Source organism: Pseudomonas sp. 34 E 7, assembly GCF_900005715.1.
In the GTDB taxonomy this organism is placed as follows: domain Bacteria; phylum Pseudomonadota; class Gammaproteobacteria; order Pseudomonadales; family Pseudomonadaceae; genus Aquipseudomonas; species Aquipseudomonas orientalis_A.
The window spans coordinates 189,359-209,083 of sequence record NZ_CVTX01000185.1 but is presented as its reverse complement, the minus strand read 5'-3'; the positions used below and the strand labels follow the sequence as shown (position 1 = coordinate 209,083).

Annotated in this window: 20 protein-coding genes; 5 read left to right on the top strand and 15 right to left on the bottom strand. The window is 59.5% G+C overall.

Translation table 11 applies throughout. The features are described 5' to 3' along the window. Positions 1-430 (top strand): energy transducer TonB (locus tag BFP96_RS25645; RefSeq protein ID WP_065937249.1); only part of this gene is annotated, 430 nt, incomplete at its 5' end. A gap of 3 nt (positions 431-433) precedes the next feature. Here BFP96_RS25645 and BFP96_RS25640 read toward each other — a convergent pair. The 7 genes from BFP96_RS25640 to ppc all read right to left on the bottom strand — a co-directional run bounded on the left by BFP96_RS25640 (position 434) and on the right by ppc (position 7,633). Continuing rightward, positions 434-1,114, bottom strand: a complete 681-nt coding sequence (locus BFP96_RS25640) for an extensin-like domain-containing protein (protein ID WP_065937248.1) — start codon at positions 1,112-1,114, stop codon at positions 434-436. A 21-nt stretch (positions 1,115-1,135) separates the two neighbouring features. Beyond that, the gene (locus tag BFP96_RS25635; protein ID WP_065937247.1) at positions 1,136-1,963 is read right to left on the bottom strand and encodes an isocitrate lyase/PEP mutase family protein; all 828 of its coding nucleotides are present in this window, start codon (positions 1,961-1,963) and stop codon (positions 1,136-1,138) included. 27 nt (positions 1,964-1,990) lie between these two features. After that, a complete protein-coding gene (locus BFP96_RS25630; protein WP_065937246.1) occupies positions 1,991-2,851 on the bottom strand; it encodes a DUF72 domain-containing protein in 861 nt (286 codons plus the stop codon). Further along, positions 2,851-3,141, bottom strand: a complete 291-nt coding sequence (locus BFP96_RS25625) for a hypothetical protein (RefSeq protein ID WP_065891953.1) — start codon at positions 3,139-3,141, stop codon at positions 2,851-2,853. Before BFP96_RS25625 ends, BFP96_RS25630 begins: the two co-directional genes overlap by 1 nt. A gap of 160 nt (positions 3,142-3,301) precedes the next feature. Beyond that, positions 3,302-3,988, bottom strand: coding sequence for a tRNA (adenosine(37)-N6)-threonylcarbamoyltransferase complex dimerization subunit type 1 TsaB (gene tsaB, locus BFP96_RS25620; protein WP_065891952.1), 687 nt, complete (start codon positions 3,986-3,988; stop codon positions 3,302-3,304). Positions 3,989-4,077: 89 nt separating this feature from the next. Beyond that, the gene (adk, locus tag BFP96_RS25615; RefSeq protein ID WP_003172225.1) at positions 4,078-4,725 is read right to left on the bottom strand and encodes an adenylate kinase; all 648 of its coding nucleotides are present in this window, start codon (positions 4,723-4,725) and stop codon (positions 4,078-4,080) included. 280 nt (positions 4,726-5,005) lie between these two features. Beyond that, positions 5,006-7,633: a phosphoenolpyruvate carboxylase gene (gene ppc / locus BFP96_RS25610; RefSeq protein WP_065886059.1), complete on the bottom strand. Its 2,628-nt coding sequence runs from the start codon at positions 7,631-7,633 to the stop codon at positions 5,006-5,008. A gap of 163 nt (positions 7,634-7,796) precedes the next feature. Between ppc and BFP96_RS25605 the strand changes: the two genes are divergently transcribed. From BFP96_RS25605 to BFP96_RS25595, 3 genes are all read left to right on the top strand, one after another. Continuing rightward, entirely contained in the window at positions 7,797-8,141 is a 345-nt protein-coding gene (locus tag BFP96_RS25605; protein ID WP_065891951.1) for a pilin assembly protein, read from the top strand. 281 nt (positions 8,142-8,422) lie between these two features. Continuing rightward, entirely contained in the window at positions 8,423-8,848 is a 426-nt protein-coding gene (locus tag BFP96_RS25600; protein ID WP_065886057.1) for a DUF4398 domain-containing protein, read from the top strand. A gap of 56 nt (positions 8,849-8,904) precedes the next feature. Then, a complete protein-coding gene (locus BFP96_RS25595) occupies positions 8,905-9,690 on the top strand; it encodes an OmpA family protein (protein ID WP_065886056.1) in 786 nt (261 codons plus the stop codon). Between the two features lie 29 nt (positions 9,691-9,719). Here BFP96_RS25595 and BFP96_RS25590 read toward each other — a convergent pair whose 3' ends face one another. The 8 genes from BFP96_RS25590 to prfB all read right to left on the bottom strand — a co-directional run bounded on the left by BFP96_RS25590 (position 9,720) and on the right by prfB (position 16,931). Beyond that, entirely contained in the window at positions 9,720-9,914 is a 195-nt protein-coding gene (locus BFP96_RS25590; protein ID WP_065886055.1) for a hypothetical protein, read from the bottom strand. Positions 9,915-10,224: 310 nt separating this feature from the next. After that, positions 10,225-10,614 carry a type III secretion protein gene (locus BFP96_RS25585; RefSeq protein WP_139113448.1) on the bottom strand — a complete coding sequence of 130 codons (390 nt, stop codon included), beginning with the start codon at positions 10,612-10,614 and terminating at the stop codon, positions 10,225-10,227. A gap of 166 nt (positions 10,615-10,780) precedes the next feature. Continuing rightward, complete coding sequence (locus tag BFP96_RS25580; protein ID WP_065886054.1) at positions 10,781-11,107, bottom strand: hypothetical protein; 327 nt, start codon at positions 11,105-11,107, stop codon at positions 10,781-10,783. Then, on the bottom strand, positions 11,104-12,009 hold the full coding sequence (locus BFP96_RS25575; protein ID WP_065891950.1) for an alpha/beta hydrolase: 906 nt from the start codon (positions 12,007-12,009) through the stop codon (positions 11,104-11,106). Before BFP96_RS25575 ends, BFP96_RS25580 begins: the two co-directional genes overlap by 4 nt. 66 nt (positions 12,010-12,075) lie before the next feature. Then, a complete protein-coding gene (locus tag BFP96_RS25570) occupies positions 12,076-13,353 on the bottom strand; it encodes a flavohemoglobin expression-modulating QEGLA motif protein (protein ID WP_005785511.1) in 1,278 nt (425 codons plus the stop codon). A gap of 35 nt (positions 13,354-13,388) precedes the next feature. Continuing rightward, positions 13,389-14,105 (bottom strand): TetR/AcrR family transcriptional regulator, encoded by a 717-nt coding sequence (locus tag BFP96_RS25565; protein ID WP_083203333.1) that lies wholly within the window; start codon positions 14,103-14,105, stop codon positions 13,389-13,391. Between the two features lie 166 nt (positions 14,106-14,271). Next, positions 14,272-15,774, bottom strand: coding sequence for a lysine--tRNA ligase (lysS, locus tag BFP96_RS25560; RefSeq protein WP_065891949.1), 1,503 nt, complete (start codon positions 15,772-15,774; stop codon positions 14,272-14,274). A 61-nt stretch (positions 15,775-15,835) separates the two neighbouring features. After that, positions 15,836-16,931, bottom strand: a protein-coding gene (gene prfB / locus BFP96_RS25555) for a peptide chain release factor 2 (RefSeq protein WP_104501908.1) whose coding sequence is annotated in 2 segments (ribosomal slippage) — positions 15,836-16,858 and positions 16,860-16,931 — 1,095 coding nt in all. Because the reading frame shifts where the segments join, the coding sequence is not laid out codon by codon here. Between the two features lie 525 nt (positions 16,932-17,456). Between prfB and BFP96_RS25545 the strand changes: the two genes are divergently transcribed. Further along, positions 17,457-19,724, top strand: a complete 2,268-nt coding sequence (locus BFP96_RS25545) for an S-type pyocin domain-containing protein (RefSeq protein ID WP_065898181.1) — start codon at positions 17,457-17,459, stop codon at positions 19,722-19,724. Position 19,725: the final 1 nt, after the last annotated feature.

The window sequence follows — 19,725 nt, the reverse complement described above, 5'->3', positions numbered from 1 at the left end:
GGAACCCGGCGAAGGCGCCGACCTGCTGGCGCAGATCCTCACCCAGCGTGGGTGTGACGTGAAAGACACCGAAGTCGCTCCACCTGAGCCGCTGTTCCTGCCGATTGCCGAATTCGAGACCGAGCTGCTGCCACCCGCGCCGGCGCCGTTCCCTGACGAAGACATCATCGCCCAGCAACGCCAGCAGCATTTCGAAAGCGGCTGGGTACGGCCGATTGTCTTGAATGCGGGCCAACCCGTCGCTGAACCTGGCCCGGCGCCGCAGCCCCGCCCGCTGCATCTGCCGATTGCCGAGTTCGAGCTGGACTTGTTGCCACCGCCCGCGACCCCGTTCACCGAACAGGACCTGGTCGAACAACAGAAGGCCCTGGATTTCGACTACCACTGGGCGCGTCCGTTGATCGTCAACAACCTGCGCCTGGCCGCCTGACGCTTAGCGACACACCCACCAGCGTCCCATGTCCAGATGAAAATGGTTACGGTGTGCAGCGTTGTAGTCGGGGCTCAACACCCCGTTGAACGCGTTACACGCGCTGTCACGCACCTGACGCAGAAACCGTGCGTCAGCGTCGTCGCCCGGCCAATCCTTGAGCACACTGATACGGCGTCCATCGGCCAGGCGAAACCCGGCGATATCCAGGGCATTGGCCGAGGCGTGCTGACTGAGGCGGCCTTCGGCGCGGTTGTAGATATTGCGACAGGCAAAACTGCCCAGGTGATCGACCCGCGTCACCGCCTCGCCATAGATCGCCTGAGCCGCCGGCTGCAGGCTGTGCCGCTCGAACAACGCAAAGGCTACGGCCAACGGGCAACTGGCCAGAAAACTGCTGCTCAAGCCCACCTCCCCGCCCTGTACCCGCAATGTGTTGCGCAACGGGCAGGCGGCATCAGGGGCTGAGTCCGCCTGGCGGGTCACCCGCAACCCCGAGGTTTTCAGCACCTGGTCGCACAGCAACGGATCATCCTGCAACCGCCCCAGCTTGTAGCGCGTCAACAGGTTCGGACTGGCGCGTACATCCAGCGGCGCCCAGGGGTTCCACTCCTTCGGCACCGGCACCCAGCCCCGCCATGCGCCCACCGCAACAGCGCCGCCGAGCACCAGCAACGCGCCCATCCACCCGATCGACCGCACGGCTTAGCCCTTGAAGAATTGATTGGCCTGGTCGAACGGCATCTTGCGCTCGGTAAAGGTGAAGGTGCCCGATCCATAGATCTCCTGCGCCGCCCGATAAAACTCGCCATAGGCCGCCAGGGCCAGGGCCGAGCCCACGCTGATGCGCCGCACGCCCAACTCACTCAACTGCGCGACGCTGAGGTTCAAGCCACCGGACATCAACACGTTCACCGGCTTGGGCGCGACGGCCTTGACCACCGCCAACACCTCTTCGGCACTGCGCAGGCCCGGCGCATACAGCACATCGGCGCCCGCCTCGGCGTAGGCTTGCAGGCGGCGAATGGTGTCGGGCAAATCCAGGCGGCCATGCAGGAGGTTTTCTGCGCGAGCTGTCAGCGTGAAGGGAAAGGCCAGGCTGCGGGCAGCGGCAACGGCAGCCTCGATGCGCTCGACGGCCAGGTCGAAGGGGTAGATAGGGTCGGCGGCAACGCCCGTGGCGTCTTCGATGGAGCCACCGACGATACCGGTGGCGGCGGCTCGCAGAATGGTCTGGGCACAGCCTTCTGGAGTGTCGCTGAAACCGTTTTCCAAGTCGGCGGCGACCGGCAGCGCAGTCGCCCGGACGATGCTGCCGGCATTGCCCAGGGTGTCCTCCAGCGACAGCGCGCCTTCGGCATCCGGCCGCCCCAGGCTGAACGCAAAGCCAGCGCTGGTGGTGGCCAACGCTTCGAAGCCAAGGCTGGCAAGCATGATGGCGGAACCTGCGTCCCACGGATTGGGCATCACAAAGGCACGATCACGTGTGTGCAGGGCTTGGAAGGTTTCGGCGCGAAGGGTTTGGGCATCCATGACGGGCTCCTGGCGGGGAAAAGAGCCCTAGAGTAACCCCAGTTGCTCCGCCACGGGTTCTCGATGCAAGGTCGGCAGCGGTGCAAGCCCCGGCAGACGTGCCATCAACTGGTCATGGAAACGCAAGGCCAATTGGGCGGCGAGGCAGTTGTCCGAGGTGTGCAGGAACATGTAGGGGGTGCGCCCCTCTTCGATCCAACTGGCGATCTTTTCGACCCAGGGCATCAGGAACGGATCGTTGGCTTCAAGCTCGGGGTGCCCGATAAAACGCACTTGGGGACATTGAGTCAACGCCGCCGGGCGCGGTGGCACCCTGGGCTTTTTCGATTGGGCATGCAGGACGGCCGCCGAGGTGGAGGTGCAACTGAACAGTGCGCGCGAATCGAGGCACACGCGCTCGACGCCACGGTCACGCAACAAGCGGTTGAGCATGCGCTCGGCCTCGCCTTTGGCGAAGAACTCATCGTGACGCACCTCAACCGCCAGGGGACGATCAATGCCATCGAGGAATCCGGCCAGCTCTCCGAGACGCTGCGGTGTAAAGCCTTTCGACAGTTGCAACCACAACGGCGACACACGCTCGCCGAGGGGGCTCATCAAGCCGATAAAGCTTTCCGCCGCCGGCAGTTGTTCGCGCAAGTCACCGGCATGGCTGATATCACCCGGGAATTTGGCGGTGAAGCGAAAGTCATCGGGCATGATTTCAGCCCAGCGCTGCACGGTTGCGGCCGAGGGTCGAGCATAAAAAGTGGTGTTGCCTTCAACGGCGTTGAAGACCTGGGAATAGAGGCCGAGGTAATCGTTGGCGCGTGCATCGGCGGGGTACAGGTACTCGCGCCAGGCGTTTTCACTCCAGGACGGGCAGCCGATGTAGTAAGGCAGGCGCATCAGATGTGGATATCGAGACCCAGCACTTCCATATCCCATTCGACAAAACCGGCGGTGGTCAGGTAGCTGGCCAGGGCCGTCGCGACGCTTTTGCTCATGGAGCGGGGGAAGACCATGTCTTGCTGACGGGCGGGAAGACCGCTGATGCGTGCTTGAGTGCCGGCCTGCGCGTCGGACTGGACTTCGATGAAGTCCGGCGAGTCCTCGACGGAATCGTCCACCGTCGCGTTAGCCTTGCGCGGCTTACGCTTGATCGGGTACGACTGTGAGGAAAAGCCATCAATACGCATGGACGCGAACTCGCTATCAATAGTGGCATTTTAGTGGCGCAATCCGTAACGCGAAAATGCTCTGGTGATAACTAGAACACATAATTGGTAAAAGGTTTAAAAACCGCTGCAAATTCTGACGATTGGCGAAATTTGCCTCAAAATGCCATCATTTTTGGCGTCAAATAATCCCGCGTTCCGCCTTGGTTTGCGCAACCTTATCGCGCAAGTACACCGGCGCCGCCTGATCAGCGGCAATGGCCTCGCCACGCTCGAATGCAAAGCGCGCCAAGGTCAGCAAATCCTCTGCATGGGGCAGCATCGCAGGGTCCTGGCCGACCAACTGAACGCCGATCCGCTCGCCATACCCCCAGCCGGTACCGGCGCCGAACCAATCGCCGCTGGCATCTTGCGGCAACACCGATGACTCCGGTGCCTGCACGGCCTCAACGCCCACCAGGCGCATTTCACCGGCGCTCTCGCGATAGCACCCCCAATACACTTCATCCATCCGCGCATCGATCGCCGCCGCCACCTGGGAAGTACCGTGTTCACGCAGCGCACGTTGGGCCAGCACCGCGAGGTTGGACACCGGCAACACCGGACGCTCCAGCGCAAACGCCAGGCCCTGCACCACGCCAATGGCAATGCGCACGCCGGTAAACGCGCCAGGGCCACGGCCGAAAGCGATGGCATCCACGGCCGCCAGGCTGGTGCCGGCGTCTTCCAGCAGTTGCTTGATCATCGGCAACAGCTTCTGCGCGTGCAGGCGCGGGATCACCTCGTAGTGGCTGGTTACTTTGCCATCGTGCAGCAAGGCAACCGAGCAAGCTTCAGTCGCGGTGTCCAGGGCCAGCAGGGTGCTCATGGGTGTGGGTGTCCAAGTCGAAAAAAGTGCGCCAGTATAAACAACAACGGCCCGCAAGCGGGCCGTTGTCAATGCAGCCGATCAACGCATCAGCTCAGTGCTTGCAGCACCTTGGCTGTAATCGCCTCCACGGAGCCGACGCCAGGGATATGGCTGTACTTCGGCTTGCCCTGGGCAGCGGAGAGCTTCTGGTAGAAGTCCACCAGCGGCTTGGTCTGGGAATGGTAGACCGACAGGCGATGACGTACGGTTTCTTCGGTATCGTCCTTGCGCTGCACCAGGTCTTCACCGGTGACATCGTCCTTGCCTTCAACCTTCGGTGGGTTGTAGACGACGTGGTACACGCGGCCCGAGCCTTCGTGCACGCGACGACCGGCAATGCGCTGGACGATTTCTTCGTCCTCGACGGCGATTTCAACCACGGCGTCCAACTCGACACCGGCTTTGACCAGGGCTTCAGCCTGGGGAATGGTGCGCGGGAAGCCGTCAAACAGGAAACCGTTCTTGCAGTCTTCCTGGCTGATGCGTTCCTTGACCAGGTTGATGATCAGGTCATCGGAGACCAGGCCACCGCTGTCCATCACACTCTTGGCGATCAGGCCCAGCTCGGTGCCGGCCTTGACGGCCGCGCGCAGCATGTCGCCGGTGGAGATTTGTGGAATGCCGAATTTTTCAGTGATGAACTTTGCCTGAGTACCTTTACCGGCCCCGGGAGCTCCCAGCAGAATGACGCGCATCGATGTGCTCCTCAATTTTTTATAGAGATGACGCTCGGATTCGCCGCGTGGGGCCAATCTCGTAAAAATGTGGTTCCAGGCCGATCAAACGGCCAAAGGCTGATCAAGATACACAGCGGGCCCTTGCCACACAAGCCGCCCAAAGTAGGAGAAACCCGCGCCAGGCGTGCGTCGGCCAACGGGTTTGCCTGAGCGCAACCCCGCCCCTCAAACAACGACCGCCCTTTTCCGGGCGGTCGTCGCAGCTCATTCGCAAGCCGTTGAGAACACGCGAAAAACCTCAACCGGTGTTGCGCAAACCTGCGGCAATACCGGCTACGGACACCAGCAGCGCCTGTTCCAGAGGGCTGTCCTGCGCCGCTTCGCGTTGGCGCGAGCGGGCGAGCAATTCAGCCTGCAACAGATGCAGGGGGTCCAGGTAGGTGTTGCGCAGGCGGATGAACTCCAGGGTGTCCGGGCTGTGGGCCAACAGTTGCGACTGGCCGGTCAGGCCAAGCACCACCTCGCAGGCCTGCGACAATAGGTCGCGTAAATGCGCGCCCAATGGCAGCAAGTCAGGCTGCACCAGGCGCTCATCATAGAGCCGGGCGATATCGGCGTCGGCCTTGGCCAGCACCATTTCCAGCATATCGATGCGGGTGCGGAAGAACGGCCACTGTTCGCGCATCTGCCCAAGCAACTCACCCTCGCCGCGCTCCAGGGCCTTGCTCAATGCCGCTTCCCAGCCGAGCCAGGCGGGCAGCATCAAGCGGGTCTGGGTCCAGCCGAAGATCCATGGAATCGCGCGCAGGCTTTCAATACCGCCGGCACGCCGCTTGGCCGGGCGGCTGCCCAACGGCAAACGGCCCAGCTCCTGTTCCGGTGTGGACTGGCGGAAATACTCGACGAATTGCGGATTTTCCCGCACCACCGCGCGGTAGGCGCTGACGCCGTCGGCGGCCAATTCGTCCATCAAATGACGCCAGGCCGGTTCCGGCGGCGGTGGTGGCAACAGCGTGGCTTCGAGCACTGCGGCCAGGTAGAGGTTGAGGTTCTGCTCCGCAATGTCCGGCAGGCCGAACTTGAAGCGGATCATCTCGCCTTGTTCGGTGGTGCGGAACCGCCCCGCCACCGAGCCCGGCGGCTGCGACAGAATCGCCGCATGCGCCGGGCCACCGCCACGGCCGACGGTGCCACCGCGACCGTGGAACAACAGCAACTCCACTTGCTGCTCACGGCAGATGTCCACCAAACGCTCCTGCGCCCGGTACTGAGCCCAGGCGGCGGCGGTGGTGCCGGCGTCCTTGGCCGAGTCCGAATAGCCGATCATCACTTCCTGCGGGCCTTGCAACCGCGCGCGATAGCCCGGCAGCTGCAACAACCGCTCCATCACCGGCCCGGCGTTATCCAGGTCGGCCAGGGTCTCGAACAGCGGCACCACACGCATTGGCCGTTGCACGCCGGACTCTTTGAGCAGCAGTTGCACCGCCAGCACATCCGAAGCGGCACCGGCCATGGAAATCACATAGGAGCCCAGCGATGCGGCCGGTGCAGCGGCGATTTCCCGACAGGTGTTCAAGACTTCCGCCGTGTCTGCCGACGGCTTGAAGTAACCCGGCAGCAGCGGTCGACGATTGTCCAGTTCCTTGCTCAGGAAGTCGATGCGCGCTTCTTCGTCCCAGTCCTCATAACGTCCCAGGCCAAGGTAGTCGGTGATTTCAGTCATGGCCGACGCGTGGCGAGTGGAGTCCTGGCGCACATCCAGGCGTACCAGGAACAGGCCAAAGGTCACGGCGCGGCGCAGGCAATCGAGCAACGGGCCATCGGCGATCACGCCCATGCCGCACTCATGCAGCGACTGATAGCACAGTTGCAGCGGACCGAGCAGGTCGCGATTGTCCTGCAACACCTGCTCCGGTGCCGCTGCGGTGCCATTCAACGAGGCATGGGCCCACTGGCGCGTGGCGCGCAGACGTTCGCGCAACTGCTTGAGCACCGCACGGTAGGGTTCGACGCTGTCTCCCGCCTGGGCCTGCAATGCCGCGCTGGCCTGTTGCATGGACAACTCGGAGGCGAGTTGATCGATATCGCGAAGATACAAATCCGCCGCCATCCAGCGCGCCAGCAACAGCACTTCACGGGTGACCGGCGCGGTGACGTTCGGGTTGCCGTCACGGTCGCCGCCCATCCACGAGGCAAATCGAATCGGCGCCGCCTCAAGCGGCAGGCGCAAACCGGTTGCGGCATGCAAGGCCTGGTCGGCCTTGCGCAAATAATTCGGGATGGCCTGCCACAAGGAATGCTCGATGACGGCAAAGCCCCATTTGGCCTCATCCACCGGCGTAGGCCGCACGCGACGGATTTCCTCGGTGTGCCAGGCCTCGGCGATCAAGCGTTGCAAACGTTCACGGATGTGCTCGCGTTCGGCGCGGGTAAGGTCACGGTGATCCTGCAGCGCCAGCTGGGCGGCGATCGCGTCGTACTTCTGGATCAGGGTGCGACGTGCGACTTCGGTGGGGTGGGCGGTGAGCACCAGTTCGATTTCCAGCCGCGCCAATTGGCGCGCCAGGGATTCATCGCTGTGCCCTTCACGCTGCAGCCGGGCCAACAGTTCCGGCAACACGCGGGACTCGAAGGGCGCCGGTTGCGACTCATCGCGCCGGTGAATCAACTGGTACTGCTCGGCAATGTTGGCCAGGTTGAGGAACTGGTTGAAGGCCCGGGCTACGGGCAGCAGTTCGTCTTCCTGCAGTTGATTCAGGCTCGTGCTGAGTTCATCGCCCGCGCCGCGCCGGTCAGCCTTGGCGCCTTTACGGATCTGCTCGATCTTGTCGAGAAAATCACCGCCGTATTGCTCTGCAATGGTGTTGCCCAACAGTTCACCCAGCAGGTGAACATCCTCACGCAAGCGTGCATCGATATCACTCATCAGCCACTCTCCAGCCAGAAATCCGGGACGCGCAGGGGGTCCAGAGTGCCGTCGGCGCAGGTTTCTGACAAGACACTTTAAACCTTGCCGCTTCCCGCTAGTCTCAACATCAGGTCGCCGCGTTATGCACACCGGCGGCTGGACACTCATTATTGAGGTTGCCATGAAAATTCGAGACCTGCCCCAGCATTGGGAAGAGACCGCCAAGGGTCAACTGACCAAAACCGAATACGCCATTCATCTGGATGTGGAGGCCGCCGCGAGACTGGCCGCCCTGGCCGAGATGTACCCCAAGCGTCACGCCGAAGAACTGCTCGGCGAGCTGATCGGCGCCGCCCTTGAAGAATTGGAAGCCAGCTTTCCCTACGTCCAGGGGCAGCAGGTGATTGCCACCGATGAGGAAGGCGATCCGCTGTACGAAGACGTTGGGCCCACACCGCGATTTCTGACCTTGTCACGCCGCTATCTGCATGATTTGTCAGCCGGTAATGACGAACAGCAGCACTGATCACTGTTTTACCCCCCCCAATTTAACCCCTGTATTCCGGGCCTTTCAGCGGCCCGGAGTACCGTTGTGCGTGGTGAAAGTTCCAATTTTCTAGAGCTGACCAATCAGTCAGATATTTTTTTAGGCAAATCGCCATCTTCGCTGAACTTTTGAAAAAAGCCTCCGGTCACAGCCAGTAAGCCATCACTTGGAACGCTCGTTTGAACTGGCGTCATGTGCTTTACCGCCGGGCCCGCAAACGAACACCAAGATGGATTTTGATGTTTTTCAGGAGCTACCCAATGGAGTTGAAGACGATGAAGACCAGCACTGCCAAATCCTCGTTTAACCACCTGCGCGGGCTTAAATTGGCCGCGCTGGCAATCGGCACCAGCTTCGTTCTGGCAGGTTGCGCCGGTAACCCGCCGACAGAGCAGTACGCAGTGACCCAGTCTGCGGTCAACAGCGCGGTCAGCGCCGGTGGCACCGAGTTCGCAGCCGTGGAAATGAAGTCGGCCCAGGACAAGCTCAAAGAAGCTGAAATCGCCATGCACGACAAGAACTACGACAAAGCCCGTATGTTGGCTGAACAAGCCGAGTGGGATGCTCGTGTCGCTGAGCGTAAGGCCCAGGCTGCCAAGGCCGAGCAAGCGGTGAAGGATTCCCAGAAAGCAGTTGATGAGTTGCGTAAGGAAGGCATGCGCCCAGCTGCTATCCAGCAGAAGTAAGCCGCTGCCCCTTGATTGCATCGCACCTGATATCGAATTGAAAGGACGACACGACTATGCGTAAACAATTGATGATCCCTGCCCTGTTGGCGATGAGCGTTGCCCTGGCAGCCTGCTCCACTCCGCCGAACGCGAACCTGGAAAACGCACGGACCAACTTCACGGCCCTGCAAACCAACCCGCAGGCGACCAAGCTCGCAGCCCTTGAAACCAAAGACGCCAGCGAGTGGCTGGACAAGGCAGACAAGGCCTACCGCGACAAGGAAGACGAGAAGAAAGTCGACCAACTGGCTTACCTGACCAACCAGCGTGTAGAAGTGGCGAAAGACACCATTTCCCTGCGTGAGTCCGAAGCCAAGCTGAAAAACGCTGGCGACGAACGTGCCCGCGCCCTGCTGGACGCCCGTGACGCGCAGATCAAGCAACTGCAAAACAGCTTGAACGCCAAGCAAACCGATCGCGGCACCCTGGTGACTTTCGGTGACGTGCTGTTTGCCACCAACAAGTCCGACCTGAAATCCAGCGGCCTGGTCAACATCACCAAGCTGGCTCAGTTCCTGCGCGACAACCCGGACCGTAAAGTGATCGTCGAAGGCTACACCGACAGCACCGGTTCCGACTCGTACAACCAGAGCCTGTCCGAGCGCCGCGCCGCTTCCGTACAGCGCGCACTGGCCCAGCAAGGCGTGGACATTTCGCGCATCGTGACCCAGGGTTACGGCAAGGAATACCCGGTTGCCGACAACGGCAGCGTCTCCGGCCGTGCGATGAACCGTCGCGTCGAAGTGACCATTTCCAACGACAACCAGCCAGTCAAGCCACGCTCGTCCGTTGCTAACTGATTGATTGAAGCGGCATAAAAAAACCCACCTTATGGTGGGTTTTTTTTCGGCTCGTCGAACTGTACGGTTCGACCGGTATCTTCAGCCGGCATTTGAATCTGCGGGCCCGCCTGCTTGTCTGCCTGGCTCTCAAGCCTGTTGCGGCGAGCAGCTTCCTGTTCAATCGCCACATGCTGCCTTGCCATGATCAGCATATTTTCCAGCACTGGAATCTTGAATTCCATCCTCGCCTCAAACCGTGTGAGTGACACGCTTTGTGTGGTATCTGACGAAATAAGGTTCCAGGCATTCCTGCCCAGACCGACGACTGGCCATCCGATGCACGAAAAAAAACCGCCCCTGCAGGCTAATGCCGTTCAGTTAAGGCTTTTTGTAGGAGCGAGCTTGCTCGCGAAAAACCACAGGCGCCGCGTTCAACCAGGAAACACGCGTTATCGTTGACGTTTTTCGCGAGCAAGCTCGCTCCTACAGAGGGCGATGTACGCTTAACTGAACAGCATTAGCCCCTGCAGGCGGTTTTTCCATGAGGCTTGATCAGTTGCCGATTTGGCCTGAACCTTGATAGTCCGGCTGCTGGATCTGCCCCTGCCCCTGGCCCGCGCTCTGCCCACCGCTTTGGCCATCTTCGGCACCTTGACCGCCCTGGGCACCTGGAGCGCCCTGCGCACCGCCCGCCTTCTGCGCGAGCAACTTCTTCAGCAGCTCCTCCAATTCCTTGAGGGGATCTTCACCACCGGCACCACTATTTCCCTGGCTGCCTTGAGAACCTTTGGCTTCAATATCCTGGATCTGCTTTTGTACATCTTTAATCTGCTGGTCGAGGCCTTGCGAGCTTCCCTGGCCATTGCCAGCGCCGCCCACACCCCCCATGCCACCCATGCCACCCATGTTCCCGCCGCCCGAGATACCGTTGATTCCTGCCATAAATGCTAACTCCAACCTATGAATTAAGGGACCGATCAGCCTTGCCAATCAGTGAATAATCAGTGGTGGGTGAGTCAGGATGGTTCCGGCCTGTCGAGTGGCTGACATGCGTGAAATCAATAGTCTGTAAAGACTAGGGTGGTTTCCCACGGCTGGGAGGCAGAATTCACTGTTGCAGTTGTGGAGTTTCTTGCCCGATGCAACGCACTGCCTGTTTCTTGTTGTTCACCAGTACGCCGCTCAGGCCTTTCTGGTCGGTATCGAACATCACCAGCACACCGTCCACACACTGCGCCACTTGAGCGGCGGGGGTCAGTGAGACTTTGTAATCCTCCCCCGGCACGGTCTTGAGCATCGTGAATTCACTGAGCAGCAGCGCATCTTCCGGCTTGGCGAAGTGCAGGTAGCCGTAGTACCACAAACAACCGACCGTACCGATGATGGTGCCGATCCCTGTGAGAATCAGCGGGATCATGTTGCGCTCTTCACTCATTGCGGGCTCTCTGATGGGTCAACCTTGGAAAGGGGGTAATTCGGTATTTCGCCCAGACGCCGCAGGCCGTTGAAATGCTGCGGGTCATCCAGGTAACGCAACATGACGGTTTGCCAGGTCTTGTCGGCAAACGTCTGCACATGCCCGCCCCGCGTCAGCTGCAGCACCCTGGGCGGCGGCGCCGCTTGGTACAGGCGTATGCCGTTGGACACGGGCACGATCGGATCATCCAGGCTGTGAAACAGCAGTTTGGGAACGCCCTTGAGCTGGGGCATGGCGTTGATCGCGCTGTCGGCGTCAGGTACCAGCCAGGACAGAGGGACCTGAAACGGCCATGTTAACCAGGATGTGCTCAGGGCAAATTGTCCCACGTCACGATAACTGGCGGGCACACCGTCCAATACCAGGGCCTTGAGCCGGGACTGGCGCTCGGGGTGAGCCGCCAGATAATGCACCGCCAATGCGCCGCCCAGGCTTTGGCCAAGCACGACCAACGGCTGCCCCTGGGCTTCGGGCGCCTGATCCAGCCAACTGAAGGCTGCGTCCACGTCCTGGTAGATAGCCGGCAGTGACGGCTTGCCTTGCGAAAGCCCATAACCGCGATAGTCGAGCAACAGCACCTGGTAGCCCTGCTCCGGCAACCACCAACTGCCGCCCAGATGCCACGCCAGGTTGCCGCCGTTGCCGTGCAGGTGCAGCACCGTGCCTTTGAGGGGCACGCCAGGCTTGGCCGGCAGCCACCAGGCGTGCAGTTTCACGCCGTCGGCAGTGGTGAGGGTGACGTCGCGATACGCCAGGTGGGCTTTTTCCGGCGTGAACGGCAGGCCGGGCTCGGGGTAGAACAGCAGGGAGCTGCAGCCGTTCAATGTGAGTAGCAGGCACAGAATGCCGAGGATTCTCATCCGTTGAGCCTCGTGAGTGAGATGAAATGGGCGGACGTGGGAGATCCCAGGTGAGTCGACGTCCGGTCAAAGGATATTGGAATAGTCCGCCTCGATCCGGTCCAGGCTCAAATGGTTGAGGAAGTTGGAAAAGCACATCCAGGCCGCCAGTGCGTTCATGTCGCGAAACTGTTCGGGCAGGTACTTGGGCGGCACGACCAGGCCTTCGTCGACCAGTTGACGCAAGGTGCGCATATCTTCGAGGGTGGTCTTGCCGCAGAACAGCAACGGCACCTGTTCCAGCTTGCCCTTGCGCACGGCCAGCTGGATGTAGTTGTAGACCATGATAAAGCCCTTGAGGTAGGACAAATCCTTGGTGAACGGCAGACCGGTCGGTACCGAGCCACGGAACACCCGACTGGCGTTGCCGTAGCTTTCCGCCATTTCAAAGCCCTGCTCGCGGAAGAACTCGAACACCTGCAGGAAGTCGGCGCCCTCCTCCACCATATGGATGGCGCGGGTGCGGTTGGTCAGTTTGCGCAGCCGGCTGGGGTAGGAGGCAAACGTGATGATCTCCATCAGGATCGCCAGGCCTTCCTGGGTCACGGTGGACGAGGGTGGCCCCTTGGACAGGAACGTGCAGATCGGCTGGTTCTGGCCATTGAGGGTGGTGCCCACATGCACCAGGCCTTCGTGCACTTCCAGGGCGCGCACGTCACGGTCGTTGAACATCGCGTCGGCGCGGATCTTGATGTAGTCGGCGCCCGCGGCTGCGTCGGCGACGATGCCATCGGACTCGAATACGCGAATGGTCTCCTCGGCCTCGCCGAATACCTTGTTCAAGCGGGTCTGCAGCAGGCTCACCGCATCCTTGGCGGTCAGGGTCTTGGCTTCGTCCTTGAGGTCGCCCCGGCCATCGATGTTGTTCAGGTAGTCCGAAAGCATCAACCCCAGGTCCGCCAGCGTCGGGTCGCCGGCGTGGAAGGCGTCGGAAGCGGCGCCGTAGAGTTCCTGGGAAATCAGGCCGAAGTCCTCGGTGCCACGGGCTTCGAGCATCCGCACGACCATGCGGTACTCCCGGCACATGCGGCGCATGATCTGCCCCACCGGGCTGAACTGGCCGAGACGGCGGGTAATGTCGCGCTCGATGTTCTGGAACTCCAGCTTGACCGCGCTGGAATCGAACGACAACGGCCGGTTCAGGTAGTAATCGCGATCCACGGCGGGCATGGCCTTGCCCTTGGCCTTGAGAAAGCCCTGGCGAATGTTCTCGTCCCACTTCACCGCGTCGAGGACGCGGATCGGTGTTTGCGCCAGCACAATGCGATCGGACAAGCTGCGTATCGTCTGCTGGTAATCGTCCACCCGGTGCTTCCTCTTTGAACGTGGCCTTTCTGGTATCAGACTGAAGCCAATACCAGGTGCATGTAACGCTTGAGTATCTCCAGCATTTCTTCACCGGTCAGCGGCTCTGCGCCGCCCAACAGGCCCTGATATTCCATCCGACTGATAATCGCCGTCAACACCTTGGCATCCTGCTGCGGCTCGCGGGAGCCCAAGACCTGGAAAAACTGCCCGGTGCCTTGCAGCAGGATCTGTTGGTGGGAGCGTACCAGTTCGGCAAGGCGCGGATTGAGCAAGGCTTCCTGGCGGAAGGCCTGCTCGGCCATCAGGTATTCGCGACGGTTGATCAACTGGCGCTGCACATAGTCGGCGGTCAGCCGCGCAATGTCATCGGCCAACTGCGAGCGCGACGCCGGACTGCCGTCGCCGTAAGCGACCATCTCGCGCAGCAGGCCTTCGTTGCGCACCCACAGCTTGCCCATGAACGCGGCGCTGCGTTCGACGTATTGGGCGAAGGTGTCGGTGAGCAGGTCATCGATATCCTTGAAGTAGTAAGTGGTGGCCGACAACGGCACGCCGGCCTCCGCCGCCACGGCCCGGTGCCGCACGGCACGTACGCCATCGCGTACCACGATGCGCATGGCCGCATCGAGAATGTCCTGCCGGCGCTGTTCACTGCCCCGGCGGCTGGCCTTGCGGCCTTGGTACTGGACGCTATCGGCCACGGCAGCGGCAACGCCGGCGGCGCCTTCTTGAGCCATTACGCGGTTCACCACATTTCCCTCTTCTAAGTGTGACGCGCAGCGTCACAGGATGCATTCCCACGCAGAGCGTGGGAACGAGCAACCGATCAACAAAACCTGGCGCTATTTGTTTGACGCGAATTTACGCCACATAAAAAAGCCGCCTTATAAAAGGCGGCTTCGGATTTCGCTACGGTTACGCTTGTGGCCGCATGTGCGGGAACAAGATCACATCGCGGATCGACGGCGAGTTGGTCAACAGCATCACCAGCCGGTCGATGCCGATACCTTCACCGGCGGTGGGCGGCATGCCGTATTCCAGGGCCCTTACGAAGTCGGCATCGTAGTGCATGGCTTCGTCATCACCGGCGTCCTTGTCGGCCACCTGGGCCATGAAGCGCTCGGCCTGATCTTCCGCGTCGTTAAGCTCGGAATAGGCGTTGGCGATTTCACGGCCGCCAATGAACAATTCGAAACGGTCGGTAACGTTCGGGTTGTCGTCGTTACGACGCGCCAGCGGCGACACTTCGAACGGGTACTGGGTAATGAAGTGCGGCTGTTCCAGCTTGTGCTCCACCAACTCTTCGAAAATCATCACCTGCAACTTGCCCAGGCCTTCGAAGCCCAGCACTTTGGCGCCGGCCTTCTTGGCGATGGTGCGAGCCTTGTCGATGTCGTTCAGGTCGTCAGCGGTCAGCTCAGGGTTGTACTTGAGGATCGAGTCGAACACCGACAGACGCACGAACGGCTCGCCGAAGTGGAACACTTTGTCGCCATAAGGCACGTCAGTGCTGCCCAGCACCAGCTGCGCCAGTTCACGGAACAGTTCTTCGGTCAGGTCCATGTTGTCTTCGTAGTCGGCGTAGGCCTGGTAGAACTCCAACATGGTGAATTCAGGGTTGTGCCGAGTCGAGACGCCTTCGTTACGGAAGTTGCGGTTGATCTCGAACACCTTCTCGAAGCCGCCGACCACCAGGCGCTTGAGGTACAGCTCCGGCGCGATCCGCAGGAACATTGGCAGGTCCAGCGCATTGTGGTGGGTTTCGAACGGCTTGGCTGCGGCGCCACCGGGGATGGTCTGCAGCATCGGCGTTTCCACTTCCAGGAAGTCACGCTGGGCCAGGAAGCTGCGGATGTGGGCGATGACCTGCGAACGCACGCGGAAGGTCTGGCGCACGTCTTCGTTGACGATCAGGTCAACGTAGCGCTGGCGGTAGCGCTGCTCGGTGTCGGTCAGGCCGTGGTGCTTGTCCGGCAGCGGGCGCAGGGACTTGGTCAGCAGGCGCACGCTGGTCATCTCGACATACAGGTCGCCCTTGCCGGAACGGGCCAGGGTGCCCTCGGCGGCGATGATGTCGCCCATGTCCCAGGTTTTCACCGAGGCCAGGGTTTCTTCGGAAAGGGTCTTGCGGTTGACGTAGACCTGGATGCGCCCGGTCATGTCCTGGATCACCATGAACGAGCCACGGTTGAGCATGATGCGACCCGCCACCTTGACCGGGATCGCCGCTTCTGCCAGCTCTTCCTTGGTCTTGTCCGCGTACTCTTTCTGCAGGGCATCGCAGTAGTTGTCGCGGCGGAAGTCGTTGGGGAAGGCGTTACCCTTGGCGCGCTCGGCAGCAAGCTTTTCCTTGCGCAGGGCGATCAGGGAGTTTTCTTCCTGTTGCAGGGCTTGCGGGTCGAGTTGTTGGTCGCTCATGTCTTAAATTTTCCATCAGGTTCGTTGTCCCCGGCCAGTGGCCGGGGATCGCCTACAATCTTTACAGCCCCGATTTCAGGCTGGCTTCCAGGTATTCGTCGATATCGCCGTCGAGCACCTTGTCGCAGTCGCTGCGCTCGATGTTGGTGCGCAAATCCTTGATCCGCGACGCATCGAGCACGTAGGAACGGATCTGGTGCCCCCAGCCGATGTCCGACTTGGTGTCTTCCAGCGCCTGGGACGCGGCGTTGCGCTTCTGCATTTCCTGCTCGTACAACTTGGCCCGCAGCATTTTCATGGCGGTGTCCTTGTTGGCGTGCTGGGAGCGCTCGTTCTGGCAGCTGACCACGGTGTTGGTCGGTACGTGGGTGATACGCACGGCCGAGTCGGTGGTGTTTACGTGCTGGCCACCGGCACCGGAGGAACGGTAGGTGTCGATGCGCAGGTCGGCCGGGTTGATCTCGATTTCCACCTTGTCGTCGATCTCCGGGGAGACGAACACCGCCGAGAAGGACGTATGGCGACGGTTGCCGGAGTCGAACGGGCTCTTGCGCACCAGGCGGTGCACGCCGATCTCGGTACGCAACCAGCCAAAGGCGTATTCACCCTTGATGTGCACGGTCGCGCCCTTGATACCGGCCACTTCACCGGCGGACAGCTCCATGATGGTCGCGTCGAAACCGCGCTTGTCGGCCCAGCGCAGGTACATGCGCAGCAGGATGTTGGCCCAGTCCTGGGCCTCGGTGCCGCCGGAACCGGCCTGGATATCCAGGTAGGCGTTGTTCGGGTCCATTTCGTGGCTGAACATGCGACGAAATTCAAGCTTGGCGAGGTTTTCCTCGAGACGGGCCAGCTCGGCGACAACATCGCCCACGGCGCTTTCGTCATCTTCCTCGACGGCCATGTCCAGCAGGTCACGGCAGTCGGCCAGGCCGGTGTTCAGTTCGTCGAGCGTGTCGACGATCTGCGCCAGCGCAGCGCGCTCGCGCCCCAGTTCCTGGGCGTACTCAGGTTTGTTCCAGACACTCGGATCTTCAAGCTCGCGATTGACTTCGGTCAGACGCTCATGCTTTTGATCGTAGTCAAAGATACCCCCGAATAGTTTCGGAGCGCTCGGACAGGTCCTTGATGGTGTTAAGGATCGGGTTGATTTCCATGGCGGGCAGCACTCGTTGGCGAACTTTTGAAAGCCGGCGAGTATAACGGCAAACGCCTGGAAACGGCAGTCCACCCGGCCGAAAAGGCAGAGGTTTGTACACAATCCCAAGACCGATGAAGAGCCCCCTCCCACGGGTTGGCGATACCCCGCGTTAGAAAACCAGCACTACTACTAGCCAAAACTACTAGCCAAAACTGACCGTTCATCTGTTTATATAAATATTCTGAAAATCAAAATTAGGGACTGCTTGGAAGACCACAAACCAGCCCACTTCAACAAAAACAAACAATTAGGTTTCTTTCAAAATTATCCTAAGACTTGAACTGCAAACATACAGGAATACAAACACACCAGTTTCAGAACCGTCTTACAAAGCCTCCTACAGACATCAAGTCAAACCAAAACGCCATCAGTTTTTAATTCCGCCCCTCTCAAATAAGTTTGATCAAAGCAACTGAGATTTTTCTTCAGGACGAACAAACTTTCGAACCCGATCACGCTTACATACGGACGGAGAGACCCCATGGCACAACAAGGGTGGCAGCCAGGACAACCGTTACAACTCAAACCGACAATAATTACCGCCGGGAGACGAAATACTTATTGGGGTGGTGAAGGTGGAGGCTACGTAGGAAGTGGAGATGGGTGGGGCCTTCAAGAGGGGCCACGTCGAGGCGAAGGAGACCGTAGCCGCTTCAAGCATTTTGACTTCCCTAGCACCACCGCCGATTTCATTGGAGAGCAAAAGTACAACCAATCCTTGATTGACGCAGAGTACAGTGCACGGTTTGCGACGCTCGCCGCTGAAACTGAACGCGAACTCGCAGAAAAACAGCAAGCAGCGAAACTTTCACAGCCACTCACAGAAAGTGCCTCAGCCATTATCGATCAAAAAATCACATTTGAAATAATCGACGCAAAAAAAACCAAATACACACGTACTGCACCACTCATTTATGGGCTCTATGATCAAAGCCCTTTTTACCTGATGGAAAACCTAACCTATACAAAGCTACGTGAAACACTTGCCTCTTCTGACCCGATAACAAATCTGGGCGGCGCGTACGCACTTTACGACAACGTATGGAGGGCCGCACAGGAACTCAAGGCTCTCTCGCTCTCCATAGATATTCTGACTAAAAAACTTTCAGGGCTGGCAAAGACCAGGCAAGCGCTGGAGACCCACTTAGCCGAACATGATCCCGCCTGGACGAATTTACACATTGAGTATCTGAAGACCATTGCAGATGAATTGGACATTCACGTGCAGTTGCTGCCGGAATACCTGCAGGTGGAACTCGCTTCTCTTGCCGGTTCGGTCGTTGGATTGACACCCGACCAAACCCTCATGCTTTACAAAACCACGCTGGACAAAATGATCGAAGAAACGATGGCTGCGATCAAACCTATTGATCCACCGTTAGCCATAAACCAGAACGGGTTGATCATTTACTACGCCGCAGCCAACCCACTGGTTACACCGCCATTGAGCAAACCTGAGCTTGAAGGGCTGAAACAACTTATTTATCTGCAGCAGAACACCACGCTTGGCGTGAAATGGCTCAGTCATCATGATTTTGTGCTCAAGTCAGAGTCCGCGAGGTATCTGGCCAATGCCTCCAATGCAATCAGTGACCTCGCAGAACGTGCGCAGCAGGTAGCAACGGCGCAGGCGCGTATTGAAGCGGTACGAGTAGCCAATACCTATCGCCTGTCGGGCCCCGCTTCTGCGACTCAAGCGGTAGTCATGACCTCAGTTGGGACTATCGCTACAGCGGAAGGGATTACTGTCACGCTGCAAGCCGCCATTCGTGCAGCCGTGGCCGCATTGACGGAGTTGGTTGCCAGTACCTCCAGTGGCTTAATGGTAGGTGTTTCAGCTCTGATCTATTCCCCAAAACTCGCGAATGGAGAGCTTCCAGAGCGTTATGCGCTTGGCACACCGGTCTCAACCTTCGTAGCAGACCTTAACGAGTCAACGATAACCTCGGCAGTCAACGGCACAATTGACCTTCCGGTTCGCATGAGCTCGAAGACGGCTGCGGATGGGCGCTCACAAGTATTCGTGGTCAACGCCGACGGTACAAGCGTGCCTTCCAAGGTCAAGGTGGTTGCTGCGACCTATGATCCAGCGCAGAAGGTGTACACCGTTACTACGGGTGACGCTCCACCAAAATTCTTGATCTGGACACCTGTCGTCGTCCCTGGGAATAGCTCAACAACACTGCCCGCTAATCAGTCTGAGCCGTCCATTTATATTGGTGCTACGGTCACTCCGGTTGAAGGCAGAATTGATTCGTTTCCAGGAGTCAGTGAGGCGAGCTTTGATGACTTCATAACAGTCTTCCCTATAGATTCAGGACTACCTCCGCTCTACATAATGTTCAGGGATCGGCGGGAAGATCCCGGAATTGTGACAGGTGGCGGGCAAGCTGTAACGGGTTCTTGGCTAGGAGCGGCCTCACAAGGTGAAGGTGCCCCTATACCATCGCAAATTGCCGATAACTTAAGAGGCCAGGAATTTAAAAATTTCAGAGCGTTTCGCGAAGCCTTCTGGAAATCGATTGCGAACGACTCGGAACTGGCGAATCAGTTCAACCGTCAAAACCTACTAAGAATACTTAACGGCAAAGCCCCATATACGAGCAAACTTGAGCATGCAGGAAAATCTGGTAAATTCGAGCTCCACCATAAGATATTCATCTCCAAAGGCGGAGAAGTTTTCGACATAGACAACATCTACATAGTCACTCCAAAACTCCACAAACAAATTCATGGCAAAGGTGATTAGG

What these genes read in the sequence shown, in the direction of transcription:
- BFP96_RS25640 (WP_065937248.1), bottom strand. Translation starts at nt 1,114, where the DNA reads ATGGGCGCGTTGCTGGTGCTCGGCGGCGCTGTTGCGGTGGGCGCATGG.
- BFP96_RS25585 (WP_139113448.1), bottom strand. Translation starts at nt 10,614, where the DNA reads ATGGCAGGAATCAACGGTATCTCGGGCGGCGGGAACATGGGTGGCATG.
- BFP96_RS25600 (WP_065886057.1), top strand. Translation starts at nt 8,423, where the DNA reads ATGGAGTTGAAGACGATGAAGACCAGCACTGCCAAATCCTCGTTTAAC.
- BFP96_RS25605 (WP_065891951.1), top strand. Translation starts at nt 7,797, where the DNA reads ATGAAAATTCGAGACCTGCCCCAGCATTGGGAAGAGACCGCCAAGGGT.
- BFP96_RS25545 (WP_065898181.1), top strand. Translation starts at nt 17,457, where the DNA reads ATGGCACAACAAGGGTGGCAGCCAGGACAACCGTTACAACTCAAACCG.
- BFP96_RS25590 (WP_065886055.1), bottom strand. Translation starts at nt 9,914, where the DNA reads ATGGAATTCAAGATTCCAGTGCTGGAAAATATGCTGATCATGGCAAGG.
- BFP96_RS25595 (WP_065886056.1), top strand. Translation starts at nt 8,905, where the DNA reads ATGCGTAAACAATTGATGATCCCTGCCCTGTTGGCGATGAGCGTTGCC.
- tsaB (WP_065891952.1), bottom strand. Translation starts at nt 3,988, where the DNA reads ATGAGCACCCTGCTGGCCCTGGACACCGCGACTGAAGCTTGCTCGGTT.
- BFP96_RS25575 (WP_065891950.1), bottom strand. Translation starts at nt 12,009, where the DNA reads ATGAGAATCCTCGGCATTCTGTGCCTGCTACTCACATTGAACGGCTGC.
- BFP96_RS25625 (WP_065891953.1), bottom strand. Translation starts at nt 3,141, where the DNA reads ATGCGTATTGATGGCTTTTCCTCACAGTCGTACCCGATCAAGCGTAAG.
- BFP96_RS25630 (WP_065937246.1), bottom strand. Translation starts at nt 2,851, where the DNA reads ATGCGCCTGCCTTACTACATCGGCTGCCCGTCCTGGAGTGAAAACGCC.
- BFP96_RS25580 (WP_065886054.1), bottom strand. Translation starts at nt 11,107, where the DNA reads ATGAGTGAAGAGCGCAACATGATCCCGCTGATTCTCACAGGGATCGGC.
- ppc (WP_065886059.1), bottom strand. Translation starts at nt 7,633, where the DNA reads ATGAGTGATATCGATGCACGCTTGCGTGAGGATGTTCACCTGCTGGGT.
- BFP96_RS25635 (WP_065937247.1), bottom strand. Translation starts at nt 1,963, where the DNA reads ATGGATGCCCAAACCCTTCGCGCCGAAACCTTCCAAGCCCTGCACACA.
- adk (WP_003172225.1), bottom strand. Translation starts at nt 4,725, where the DNA reads ATGCGCGTCATTCTGCTGGGAGCTCCCGGGGCCGGTAAAGGTACTCAG.
- lysS (WP_065891949.1), bottom strand. Translation starts at nt 15,774, where the DNA reads ATGAGCGACCAACAACTCGACCCGCAAGCCCTGCAACAGGAAGAAAAC.